The sequence below is a fragment of the Halomonas sp. 707B3 genome, from assembly GCF_024158645.1.
Taxonomy (GTDB): domain Bacteria; phylum Pseudomonadota; class Gammaproteobacteria; order Pseudomonadales; family Halomonadaceae; genus Vreelandella; species Vreelandella lionensis.
Window position 1 is genome coordinate 1 of the sequence record NZ_JAMZBE010000106.1, and the last position, 12,218, is coordinate 12,218.

Sequence of the window (12,218 nt, forward strand, 5' to 3'; positions counted from 1 at the left end):
CAGTCAGCGGCCACACCTAGCGCTGAAATACAAAACGCCCAATGCAGTGCACTGGGCGTTTGAGATGAAATAAGTGTCAATCTATTTCAGGACTAGACACTGGCATTTGTGTTTGCCGTGGTGGTTGAAGAAAGCTATCAAATAAAGAAAACCTATATTAAAATTTCACAGGAAATTTGGAAACGGTGTTCGTATACTATATATTGTATAGGTAAGGCTGGTGTTAGCCAGCATTGTTCCCAAGTAAGTTGCAAGAGGATGACCCTGATGAGCAAAATGAAATTGATCACCGCTGCAATTGTTTCTGCGAGCGCCTTGGCAAGCCAGGCAGCGTTAGCATATGAAGCTGGTGATGTCTTTGTTCGCGGCGGTGTTGCCCAAACGGACACGGGCTCTGAAAACGGAAATGTGGGTACAGCAGGGCTAGACGTAGACAACGCGCGTGGTTTTACTTATGGCGCGGGTTACCTATTCAGCGACAAAGTTGGCGTTGAATTAAACAGCTCTGAGAAATTTGAACACGATTTAAGCGCAGCTGGTGCCAGTGCAGGTAGCGTTGATCGCTTGCCAGTGAACCTGCTGGTGAACTACTACCCCTTGGGTGGTTTAGACTCTAAAGTACAGCCCTACGTTGGTGTTGGCTTAAACTACACCAGCTTCTCCAGCGAGCCGACTGGTTTGAGCATTGATGAAAGCTACGGCGCGATTGGTCAGGCAGGTGTTGACTTGGCTGTAACCGACAACTTTATGCTAAACGGTTATGTTAGTTATGCTGATGTAAGCGCAGACATTAATGCTGGCGGCGCCACCATTGGCGAAGTCGAGATGGAGCCAGTCACTATCGGCGGTGGTATTACCTACCGCTTCTAAATAAGGCTTCACAGGTAAGCGCCCGGCTCACGTTAGTGAGTCGGGCGTTTTTTGTTTGCTAACAACTATTGCGTCAGGTTGTCGGGGCCGTTTTTGGTGACCAGAATATTATCTTCAATGCGAATACCGCCGCAGACATCCAGCTGATCAACCAGTGTCCAGTTGATGGGGTGGGACTGATTACGCAGCGGCGCGAGCAGCATGGGAATAAAGTAGAGCCCTGGTTCAATGGTCACTACCATGCCGGGTTGCAGGGTGCGGGTGAGGCGAAGGGCAGGGTGAGCGTTAGGTGCCGGTGATGGCGTGCCGTCTGGCTGTCTCAACCCGGCCACATCATGTACCTGAATACCCAGCGAGTGCCCCAGCCCGTGGGGGCAAAAGGCTCTCGTGATACCTGCTTCCACGGCGCTTTCTGCGCTGCCGTTATATAGCCCGTGTGCGACCAAGATATCAGCCAAGCCTTGGTGCATTTTTTCATGCAGTGCAACGAAATCAACGCCAGGGGCGATGTGTGCAATCAGCTCATCTTTGAGGCTGTGCATGGCGGTAATTAAATCGCCAAATTCGCTAGGGGCATCTGGGCCTGCATAGGTGCGGGTAATATCGGCGCAGTAACCCCGAAAGCGTCTGCCCGCATCTACCAGCAGGCTATAACGCTGCTTGGGGGCTGACAGGTCATAGCGCTGATAGTGTAAGACCCCGGCATGCTCATTTAGCCCGATAATGTTTTGATAGGGCACTTCAGACTCGCGCTGTCGGCTGGCGGCCAAATAGGCTAACTGCACATCCAGCTCGGCGGCAGCGCCAATAAAAGCGGCGTTAGCCGCCTGATGACCTGCTACCGCCAGCCGGTTAGCTTCACGCAGGCAGGCAATTTCATAAGCAGATTTCGTCATCCGCAGCTCATCTAGCTCGCGAACTAACGCTTCAGGTTGCAACGTGGCCACGTTAGCGAGCTGCGCAGCGCTTTCAAGCTCCGTTACATCGCCAATGATGGCGGCGCGGCCTGATAGCGGTGGCGTGATTTTGTCGCTACATAGATGCACATCAAACTCAGCGACCCACGGCTCTTCAGGTAGCTGTGTCGGCAAGTGCCAAAAGTCTGCGGGCGCGTAAAGATAGAGCTGAGGGCGTTGATCGGGTTGAATCACCAGCCAGCTATGCTGAACGTCTGCCATCCCTACCCAGTGTATAAAGTGGCCGTAGGACTGGAAGCTGGTGGCGTGATCATCTGCAAAGTGGTTGCGTGCATGGCCGCTGTAAATTGCTAAGCTATCTAACTGATGGGCAGCCATGCATTGCTGGTAAGCACGATTCAGCGCCGCGATATGCTCGCGCTGCTGTTGATACAATGTTGCTGACATGGGAGAAGTCCTTTCAAGGTCGGGGCGGGGTAAGCTGGTTCCATAGGCTATCGAGTTCGGCGTGGTGTTGGCTTTGGTGACGATAAAGCCGCAGCTCCATCGGCACGTCCCAGCGACTATCGCCCGCCCTGACTAGCGTGCCGTTGGCGAGTTCCGCAGCCACATTACGTTCCGGTAGCCAGCTCATGCCATAGCCCAGTAGCACCAACTCTTTGATGCCCGCCGCGTAGAGATTTTCACTTTGTGCCGTTAAGTACGTGCTTTGGGGGAGTCGCGCCAGGTGCGCTTTGACCGCCGAGCCTAGCAGCCCCCGTTTGGGGTACGCCAACCACGGCGCTGGCTGCTGGCGAGAGCCGGGCAGCAAGGCGCAGGCGGTGCCGTCGCTCTTCAGCCCGGTCACGGGAATTAACCTCTCATGCCCAATGACTCGGTAAGTACAGGCGCTGGTGTCAATATCTAGATCACAGCGGCCAATCGGCCAGTAGCAAATCGCCAGATCACACTCTGCCCGGGCAAGCGCCTGGAAGTAGTCGCTGGCCACCCAGCCCGTCGCACGTAGGTAGGGTTGAATACGCTCCTGCCTGCCAGTGCTGGCAAGCCATTCCGGCAGAAAATGCGCCAGCAGGCTTTGCGGTGCTGCCACCATAATGCGCCGCTGCTGCCCGGCACTGATCTCACGAACGCGATCGCGCGTTAAGCGAACTCGGTCGGTGACCTGTTCGCATAGCGTTAAAAACTCTTCCCCCGCAGGCGTTAACGACAGCGGTAGCGTTTGCCGATTGATCAGCGTGACGCCCATCTCCTCTTCCAGCAGCTTAATGCGCCGGGAAAAGGTGGGTTGAGTGACGTGCTGTTCGTCGGCAGCGCGGGAGAAGTGTCGCGTTCTGGCCAGGGCAATAAAGTCTTCTAGCCAGCGAATTTCCATGCCTTACCTCGCAAAGCGGCCAAGCGTATAGCGGTTGAGTGGGCCGCGCTCATAGGCGGCCTTCTTCAACAGCGTGACACGCAACGCGGGTACCGTCATCCTGGGTTCTTAGTGCAGGGATTTCCTGTTTGCAGCGGGCGTTGGCATGGGGGCAACGGCCATGGAAAACACAACCGCTTGGCAGATTAACCGGCGTAGGTACCTCGCCCGAGAGACGAATATGCTGCGGCCGGTCATCTTCCAAGCGAGGAATAGCGGATAGCAGCGCCTGGGTATAGGGGTGCCGAGGCTTAGCAAACAGCGTAGCGGTGGTCGCAATCTCGCATACCGTGCCCAAGTACATAACAGCCACCCGTGTCCCAAAATGCTCTACCACCGCCAAATCGTGGGTGATGAACAGATAGGTCAGGTTACGGTCTCGTTGGGCATCCATCAGCAGGTTGAGCACCTGAGCCTGGATGGATACGTCCAGTGCTGAAATGGGCTCGTCGGCCACGATAAATTCGGGGTCAACGGCGAGTGCGCGAGCAATCGCGATACGCTGGCGCTGCCCGCCGGAGAACTCATGACCAAAGCGTTTGCCCCAGTCTGGGTCGATGCCCACCGAGCGCATCACTTCCTCAACTTTGTCGAGGATCTGTTGGCGGTTCCAGTCTGGGTGGTGCAGGCGGAGCGGCTCTTCCAGGGTTTGCTGAATCGTCATACGCGGGTTTAGCGACGCGTAAGGATTCTGGAAGATCATCTGCATGCGCTTGCGATAGGGCAGCAACTGCTTGGAGCTGAGATCGTCAATGCGCTGGCCGTCGTAACGAATCTCACCTTCTGAAGGTGAAATTAGCCCCATGACCGTACGCGCTACGGTGGATTTGCCGCAGCCAGATTCACCTACCACGCAGAGCGCTTCGCCGCGTTTGATGTCCAGGTTCACGCCGTTAATGGCGTGGACATACTCCTGATGGCGAACCAGCTTGCCGCCTTTGAAACGTAGCTGTTCCAGAAAATCGCCAGAGAGTGAGAAGCGCTTTTTGAGGCCACGAATTTGCAGCAGTGACTCGCTACTCTCTTCATTTTGGGTTGGCATTGTGGGGATTGTTTCAGCCTGGGCGCTCATAGGCTCTCCTCCTTCAAGCGGCGGTCTTCAAGCATTTCCGCCACCATATGGCAGGCAACGCGGCAGTTACCGGATTCAACAAAGTCGGGGACTTGCTGGGTGCACGCAGGACGAGGTTGGCCGTCGGCACGGTTGATAAAGTCGCAGCGGGGGTGAAACGCACAGCCGCTGGGCAAGTTAGAGAGCGACGGCATGCTGCCACGAATCTGGTTGAGTTTTTCGCCCGGCGTTGCCATCTGCGGCAGTGCGTTGATCAAACCTTGAGTGTAAGGGTGCTGCGGGTCGTTGATGATTTCCCGCGTGGGACCTTGCTCAATCACTCGGCCTGCGTACATGACCAGCATGCGCTGAGTCACTTGGCTCACCACACCCAGGTCGTGGGTAATCAAAATCAAGCCCACGTTGTGCTGCTCACACAGCTCCAACAGCAGCGCCATGATTTCGGCCTGGATCGTTACGTCTAACGCCGTGGTCGGCTCGTCGGCAATGATGATGTCCGGGTCGAGCAGCAGGGCGATGGCGATAATAATACGCTGGCGCATCCCACCGGAAAGCTCGTGGGGGTACTGGTCTAAGCGCTTTTCCGGAGAGGGGATCTGCACTTGGCGCAGCTTATCCAGGGCGATGGCACGCGCTTCTTTGGTCGAAATACGCCGATGCGCCTTTAAGCACTCCACCATCTGTTCGCCGATGGAGAGCACTGGGTTCAGCGTCATCATCGGATCTTGAAAGATCATCGAAATGCGGTTGCCGCGCACTTTGCGCAGGCCACGCTCCGACATGCTGTTGAGTTCTTTCCCTTCAAATTTAATGCTACCCCCGGCAATAAAGCCGGGCTTGGCGATCAAATTCAGCAGTGAGAAAGCGGCGACTGATTTACCCGCGCCAGACTCGCCTACAATACCCAAGCGCTCGCCGCGCTCCAGGGTGAAATTAACGTCGCGCAGGGCGCGCACTTCGCCCTGACGAAGGGCAAAGCGGACATCGAGATGAGAAACTTCAAGAAGTGCCATGGTGTCCTCAGCCTTTGTAGAGTCGTGGGTTCATGACATCGCGCAGCCAGTCGCCCAGAAGATTGATTGACAGCACCAGCACTACCAGCACCGCACCGGGGATCAACGTGATCCACCAAGAGCCTGATTGAATATAATCAAAGCCTGCTTTGATCAGCGAACCCAGCGAGGGGTGCGTTTCCGGCATACCCAGCCCCAAAAACGACAGCGCTGCTTCGGAGATAATCGCGTTAGCAATTTGCACCGTGGAGATAACGAAGATCGGTGAAAGCGTGTTCGGCAGCACATGGCGGAACATGATGCGTCGGCTACGCAGGCCCATTACACGGGCGGCGTCCACATACTCTTTGTTTTTCTCAGCCAGCACTGACGCGCGCACGGTACGAGCATACTGGGGCCATTCAGCAAGGCCGATAATCAATATCAGCATTAGAACGGCGTATTGGCTGTAGAACGCGCTGCCCATGGTGGCCTTCACCACCGCACCGACCACAATCGCCACCATCAAGGTGGAGAACGAGAGCTGGATATCCGCTAGGCGCATCAGGAAAGCGTCGACACGGCCGCCCAGGTAGCCTGCCATTAAGCCGAAGGTCACTCCCAGTAGGGCTTGCAGCGCCACCGCGCCAAAGCCAATCAGCAGCGATACTCGAGTGCCGTAAAGAATGATCGACAGCAGATCACGCCCTTGGGCGTCGGTGCCGAGCGTATACATCTCGTCGGCGCCATCAATCCAGAAAGGCGGCAGCTCGGAGGCGAGAATGTCGATTTGAGCCAGGTCATAAGGATCGGTCGGCGCTAATAGCGGCGCCGAAAATGCCGCAATGACTAAGCAGATAAAGACCGCCAAACACAGTTGCGCCGTACGGTCACGTTTGAAACTGTACCACAAAAAGGAGTCGCGCAGGCGCTCCCAGCGGCTTGGTGCAGTGGAAGTTGTGGACGTTGTCATGCGGGCTTACCAGTCAGTTTTACAGTGGGGTTCACAAAGCCGTAGATCAAATCCACGATGGTGTTTGTGACCACGAAAATGACGCCGACAATCATCAGGTAGGTAACAATCAGCGGAATGTCGGCACGGTTGATGGCGTCAAGGAACATCAGCCCCATGCCCGGCCATTGGAATACGGTTTCGGTCAAAATGGTGTAGGCCACCATGGTACCAATCTGTACGCCGCCCACGGTAATCACCGGCAGCATGGTGTTTTTCAGCGCGTGAACGAAATAGACACGGCGCATGGAAATCCCTTTAGCGCGCGCATACTTCACATATTCAGATTGCAGCACTTCCATCATTTCTGCGCGAATCAAACGAATAAACAGCGGTAGCATGATGGAGGCTAGCGATACGGCGGGTAGGACAAGGTGTTGCAAGCCATTCCAGGTAACCAGGTTGGTATCCCAGTGGCCGACGACATGCACCAAATCATAGCCACGGCCAAACGACGGCATATTGCCCTCGGTCGAGAGCAGGCCGTTTAACCAAGCGCCCCAGGCAGTGCCTTCGGGGAACAGCGAGACGGTGATACCGATCGAGAAAATTTGAATTAACACAATCGCGGTCAAGAAGACCGGGATTGAAATACCGATAATCGATGCCCCCATGAAGAACCGGGATATCGGCGAGCGCGGTTTGATAGCGCTATACACGCCGATGGGCACAGATAGCAGCACGATAATCAGGGTGGCAGCAAATACCAGCTCAAGAGTGGCGGGCAGGTGCCGGGCAATCACTTCCAGCGCTGGTTCGCGGTAGAAGTAGGAGTAGCCAAAATCACCCTGCACGGCGTTTTTAGCAAAACGCACGTACTGCACTAGGAAGGGGTCGTTGAGCCCCAGCCGTTCGCGAATGGCTTCGCGTTCACTTTCGGGGACCGACTGTCCGACCATCTGCTGTACAGGGTCACCCAGGTTATCCTGGATGGCGAAGGCCAATACACTGATGACAAACATCACCAATATTGCGTGCATCAGCCGCTTGATTAAAAAAGCAATCATGGCGTACGCCACCTATGTAGGTTAATCAGAGAAGCGCCGCGTGGCCGTCTGGCGGCCGCAAAGAAAACGCTTCGCTCTCCAGCAGGGCTGGAGAGCGAAGCATCCTTGCGCGGGTTATCAGTTCTGCGTGGGGATTAGCGGTTAATCACCAAATCACCCAGGTAGGGGAAGTCCAGCGCGCTAACAACCGGCTCAACATCTACGCCTTCAGCTGCGGCATAGGCAAGGTTTTGCCAGTGCAGCATGACGAAACCAACGTCTTCATACAGCATGGCTTCTGCTTCACGCAGCATTTCGTTGCGTTTTTCAAGATCGGTTTCGCTGTCGGCTGCTGTCACCAGCGCGTCGATCTCTTCGTTGCAGTAGCTGCCGTAGTTGTACTGGCCAGCACCGCTCTCTTCATCAATACAGAAAGAGAGGTACTGGAAGAAGTTAGCGGTGTCTTCGGTATCCGCGTGCCAGCCGATCATGGCGATGTCTGACTGGCGAGTGTCGTACTCAGGCCAGTACTGAGCCAGCGGCATGGTGCGCAGGTTAACGGTGATGTTAATGCGAGCGAGCATGTTGGCAACCGCTTGGGCCAACTGCGCATCGTTCACGTAACGGTTGTTCGGCGCGATCATATCAACGCTGAAGCCCTCTTCGTAGCCCGCTTCGGCCATCAGCGCTTGGGCGCGCTCAAGGTCGTAACGGGGAACGAGATCCGGATTGTGGCCAGAGTAACCTTCCGGAGAGAACTGGCCAGCCGGCGTGGCGAAGCCGCGCATTAAGCGGTCGGCGATGCCTTCCTGGTTGATAGCCAGATCAACGGCTTGACGAACGCGAGCATCTTGGAAGGCTTCAACGCGCTCTTCGTTGAGCTGGAAGCCGATGATGCGGGTGCCGGGCACTTCTACCAATTCCACACCGTCGGCGTCACGCACACGATCAAGGTCGTTAGGCGGAACGGCATCGATGAAGTCAACGCCGCCAGACAGCAGGGCCGCCACGCGTGAGGCATTTTCAGCAATCGGCGTTAACACGATTTCAGAAACGTTGCCTTCGCTTTCGGTATCCCAGTAGTCTTCAAAACGTTTGAAGTCAACGCGGACACCCTGGCGACGGTCAGTGACGATGAACGGGCCGGTGCCTGATACGTTGCGTGAAGCGAAGGAGTTACCCGCTTTAACGATTTCGGCTTTGTCGTTACCGTCTTCGGTTTCGCCTGTGTAGAACTCGCTATCCATCGGGAAGATGTAGGTGGCGAGGTTCAACAGCAGCGGGTAGGGCTCAGACGTGGTGATTTCGACGGTGTAGTCGTCAACGGCTTCTGCGCTGGCAACCGGGTCAAAAATGGCGCGGTAGTCCGGGCTCTCTTTCAGACGCTCAATGGTCCACACGACATCTTTTGCTGTGAAAGGGTTACCGGAATGGAAAGTAACGCCTTCGCGCAGGGTCATGCGCATGGTGGTGTCGTCTACCTGCTCCCACTCAGTGGCTAGGCGCGGCTCAAACTGAAAATCTTTGGTCCAGCGAACCAGCGGGTCAAAAGCGAGGTGCGAAAAACGCAGTACGCCGCCTGACAGCTGCTCATGCAAGTCCAGGGTTTCAGGGTCAGCGGAATAGCCGATACGGAGGGTTTCGGCGCTTGCGGTCATCGGCAACATGGCTGTTGCTGCCACAGTAGCACCGATCACAGAGGCCAGTAGCGTCTTCTTGAGCGTCATAAATGTTCCCATGCATGTTGTTTATTGTTCGTCTTACTGAGGAAGTGTTCAGCGCGGTACTTGTCAGTAAAACAGACACGGCCAGCTCGTAAGCTATGCTGACAACATAGAGAGAGGTGGTGGCGTCATACAATCGAAATAATGACTGGCATCATTCATCTGCTGAATGATGGGGCTAACGGCGGACGTTGTAGCATAGGATGTTAGACAAAAGTCGATAGTTAAGCGGTGTGAGAATACGATCAACACCTAACTCAATAGATAGGGCATAACAGACTATGTTGAAACAATGTGTTAGCTGGCTGGCTGTCAGTCTCATCGCAGGGTGTTCATTGTTGGTAAGCGCTGATGAAACGGCGGATATGGTGGGTACCTTGGGTGAAGATGAGTATGCCTGGTTTGTATTACGCCAAGGTGACGATTCAAATGCGTCGTTTATGGAGGTAGGTGATCAACTGAAAATCGAGGTCACTGGTTTTATTGATCCAGTTGAATGGGATGCTCAACAGGCATTGGCGATGAGTTTAACGTTAGAGAATGAGGAACTCATGGAGGCAAGCGTGGTGCAGTTTATGGGCGAAACGGCGATGCCGCCTCTCTATACCTCTGAGGGTGGCGATATCACAGTAACGCTGAGCCACGTTGAGCAAACCGGGAGAGACCTCCATGTGGTGGGCCACATTGAAGGGCAGTTAGCGCTTCAGCACACGCTGGAGTCAACCCCCAGCGCTTCGGAGGGCGTGCCGCTCAGCGTGCGCTTCGATATTACCGCGCAAAAGGTCGAGTTTTAGGCAGCGTATGTCGCTGCAATTACGCCCCAAAACGCTGGTGAAGCCAGCGGTTGATCTCATCTGATTCGTAGAGCCAAGTGGCTTGCCCTGCGTCATCGGTAATTTTTAGGCAGGGGACTTTTACTTTCCCGCCACCTTCCAGCAGGGCTTGCTTATGTGCAGGGTCTAGCTGGGCATCGCGAAGCTCAATATTAAGCCCCAGCCGGGCAATCTCTTTACGCACTTTGATACAGAAGGGGCACGTTCTGAACTGGTAGAGCGCGAGTTGCTGGCAAGCTGCGTCTACCTGAGCCTGCTCTTCTGGGGTGCGCTCAACGGCTTTTGGCGTGGATAGCTTCTCGGAGATCAGCATGACGGGGGCTAGCAGGACGCGAACGCCCCGAAAGAAGTAACGAATTAAGATGCGCATGGTTGTCTCCTCTCACTGCACTGCTTTACAGCGTGTGTAGTGGACGGGTTGTTGGATGTCGATTAAGAAAAGGTGCGCGCATCCTGCAATAAATCGTCAGAATTGTCACTTTCTGAGCCTGTAATGCCATGTCGCGCGGGGAACGAGATGAGCAACACCGCGTGGCGTGCTAATCTCAGCGCTCGTTGATTGATGTGTTTAGTAAGTTCAATCGTTTGAAATGGTTAGGAAGGGAGCGCTTGGCCCATGCGTCTGCACATTATCGGTATCTGTGGCACCTTTATGGGGAGCCTTGCACTACTTGCACGGGAGTTAGGCCATGAAGTAAGCGGCTCCGATGCCAACGTATATCCACCGATGAGTACGCAACTCGCTGAGGCTGGGATCACCCTGATGGAAGGCTATCAAGCAGCCAATCTCTCAGGCTCAATCGACTTGGTGGTCGTGGGTAATGCGCTCTCACGGGGCAATCCAGAGGTGGAGGCACTGCTCAATAGTGGCATGCGCTATACCTCAGGGGCGCAGTGGCTTGCAGACTATGTGTTGCCTGGCCGCAGAGTGATTGCTGTGGCGGGCACTCATGGCAAAACCACCACTGCCAGCCTGCTAGCCTGGCTATTAGAAAGCGCTGGGCTAAAGCCTGGCTTTCTGATTGGTGGCGTACCACGTAATTTTGGCGTTTCGGCGCGCTTAGGCGAAAAAGACGCCCCCTTTGTAGTAGAGGCCGATGAGTATGACACGGCCTTTTTTGATAAGCGCTCCAAGTTTGTTCACTACCGCCCGACGATTGCCGTACTCAATAACCTTGAGTTTGATCATGCTGATATTTTTCCTGACCTCGCCGCTATCGAGCGCCAGTTCCACCATTTAGTGCGTATCGTTCCCAGCCAAGGGCATTTACTAGTAGCCGATCAGCAGCCCGCACTGGAACGAGTGTTGAAGATGGGGGCGTGGTCACCGGTGGCCTATTTTGGAGCTGATGCAAACAGCCAGTGGCAGCTGCGCTTAGAACGTGCCGACGCTAGCCGTTTTCAGGTCTTGTATTTAGGCGAACAAGGTGAAGAGGATGGCGTGGTGGAGTGGGCGTTAACCGGCGAACACAACGCGCGCAATGCGCTAGCGGCACTCGCCGCTGCACGGCTATGTGGCGTGAATTTGGCGCGTGCCTGTGCCGCGCTGGCGCGGTTTAAAACACCTCGCCGTCGGCAAGAGGTGAGAGGTGAGGTCAATGGCATTCAGGTGATTGATGATTTTGCCCACCACCCGACGGCCATTGCCGCCACGCTGCAAGGCCTGCGCGCCGCCACTACTGAGGGTCGCCTGTTGGCGGTGATTGAACCCCGCTCGAACACCATGCGCTTGGGCGCATTGCGGGAGCGCTTGAACGATAGCGTGGCCGATGCGGATGCGGTGTTCTGGTTTCAGCCAGCGGGAGTGGCTTGGTCGATGGAATCGCTGGTAGAGGCTCAAGGAGAGCGTGCCGCGCTGTTTAACGATATTGATGCTCTAGTGGAAGCGGTGGTCACTCAAGCGTCACCTCTAGATCGTATTGTGGTGATGTCTAATGGTGGTTTTGAGGGAGTGCACGAGCGGTTGTTAGATGCATTAACAGCGCGGGAGCAGTCGAAGTGACAATGTTTAAACCTCCGGTAACAGTAGCACTAACAGGTGCTTCAGGCGCTCAGTATGGTCTTCGCTTGATCGATGTGCTGGTCGAGGCGGGGCATGAAGTGTGGGTAATGATTTCCAAAGCGGCTCACATGGTGATTGCCACGGAAACGGATGTGTCACTCCCTGCCCAGCCGCAGCGATTGGTAGAGGCGCTCACAGAAAAAAGCGGTGCCCAACCAGGGCAAATTCGCTGTTTTGGTCGAGAAGACTGGATGGCACCGGTAGCATCTGGGTCAGGCGCACCTTCGGCTATGGTGATTTGCCCCTGTTCGACGGGCACGCTCTCGGCGGTTGCGACCGGCGCCAGCAATAATTTGATTGAGCGCGCCGCCGATGTCGCCATCAAAGAGCGCCGTACGC

12 protein-coding genes are annotated in these 12,218 nt (G+C 55.3%); 4 read left to right on the forward strand and 8 right to left on the reverse strand.

What is annotated here, in order from left to right:
• Window positions 1–267: 267 nt before the first annotated feature.
• The gene (locus BIS10_RS13355; RefSeq protein ID WP_192859204.1) at window positions 268–870 is read left to right on the forward strand and encodes an OmpW family protein; all 603 of its coding nucleotides are present in this window, start codon (window positions 268–270) and stop codon (window positions 868–870) included.
• A gap of 65 nt (window positions 871–935) precedes the next feature.
• Here the strand turns inward: BIS10_RS13355 and pepQ are convergent, their stop codons facing one another.
• The 7 genes from pepQ to BIS10_RS13390 form a co-directional block, all read right to left on the reverse strand.
• Window positions 936–2,234, reverse strand: a complete 1,299-nt coding sequence (pepQ, locus tag BIS10_RS13360; RefSeq protein WP_253505889.1) for a Xaa-Pro dipeptidase — start codon at window positions 2,232–2,234, stop codon at window positions 936–938.
• Between the two features lie 13 nt (window positions 2,235–2,247).
• Window positions 2,248–3,159 (reverse strand): LysR family transcriptional regulator, encoded by a 912-nt coding sequence (locus BIS10_RS13365; protein WP_253505891.1) that lies wholly within the window; start codon window positions 3,157–3,159, stop codon window positions 2,248–2,250.
• 49 nt (window positions 3,160–3,208) lie between these two features.
• Window positions 3,209–4,270 (reverse strand): ABC transporter ATP-binding protein, encoded by a 1,062-nt coding sequence (locus BIS10_RS13370; protein ID WP_253505893.1) that lies wholly within the window; start codon window positions 4,268–4,270, stop codon window positions 3,209–3,211.
• Entirely contained in the window at window positions 4,267–5,283 is a 1,017-nt protein-coding gene (locus BIS10_RS13375; protein ID WP_253505895.1) for an ABC transporter ATP-binding protein, read from the reverse strand. The genes BIS10_RS13370 and BIS10_RS13375 overlap by 4 nt, the downstream gene beginning before the upstream one ends.
• Window positions 5,284–5,290: 7 nt before the next feature.
• A complete protein-coding gene (locus tag BIS10_RS13380) occupies window positions 5,291–6,235 on the reverse strand; it encodes an ABC transporter permease (protein WP_058577811.1) in 945 nt (314 codons plus the stop codon).
• Entirely contained in the window at window positions 6,232–7,281 is a 1,050-nt protein-coding gene (locus tag BIS10_RS13385; RefSeq protein WP_083024409.1) for an ABC transporter permease, read from the reverse strand. The genes BIS10_RS13380 and BIS10_RS13385 overlap by 4 nt, the downstream gene beginning before the upstream one ends.
• 134 nt (window positions 7,282–7,415) lie before the next feature.
• Window positions 7,416–8,987 (reverse strand): ABC transporter substrate-binding protein, encoded by a 1,572-nt coding sequence (locus BIS10_RS13390; RefSeq protein WP_253505897.1) that lies wholly within the window; start codon window positions 8,985–8,987, stop codon window positions 7,416–7,418.
• 278 nt (window positions 8,988–9,265) lie between these two features.
• Here BIS10_RS13390 and BIS10_RS13395 point away from each other — a divergent pair, with 278 nt between their 5' ends.
• On the forward strand, window positions 9,266–9,778 hold the full coding sequence (locus BIS10_RS13395) for a hypothetical protein (protein WP_253505899.1): 513 nt from the start codon (window positions 9,266–9,268) through the stop codon (window positions 9,776–9,778).
• Between the two features lie 19 nt (window positions 9,779–9,797).
• On the opposite strand, the gene BIS10_RS13400 is transcribed toward BIS10_RS13395, so the two are convergent.
• Complete coding sequence (locus tag BIS10_RS13400) at window positions 9,798–10,187, reverse strand: glutaredoxin (RefSeq protein ID WP_054640994.1); 390 nt, start codon at window positions 10,185–10,187, stop codon at window positions 9,798–9,800.
• Between the two features lie 246 nt (window positions 10,188–10,433).
• Here BIS10_RS13400 and mpl point away from each other — a divergent pair, with 246 nt between their 5' ends.
• Window positions 10,434–11,819: a UDP-N-acetylmuramate:L-alanyl-gamma-D-glutamyl-meso-diaminopimelate ligase gene (gene mpl / locus BIS10_RS13405; protein ID WP_253505901.1), complete on the forward strand. Its 1,386-nt coding sequence runs from the start codon at window positions 10,434–10,436 to the stop codon at window positions 11,817–11,819.
• Window positions 11,820–11,821: 2 nt separating this feature from the next.
• On the forward strand, window positions 11,822–12,218 hold a 397-nt coding region (locus BIS10_RS13410; RefSeq protein WP_301282050.1), incomplete at its 3' end, for a flavoprotein.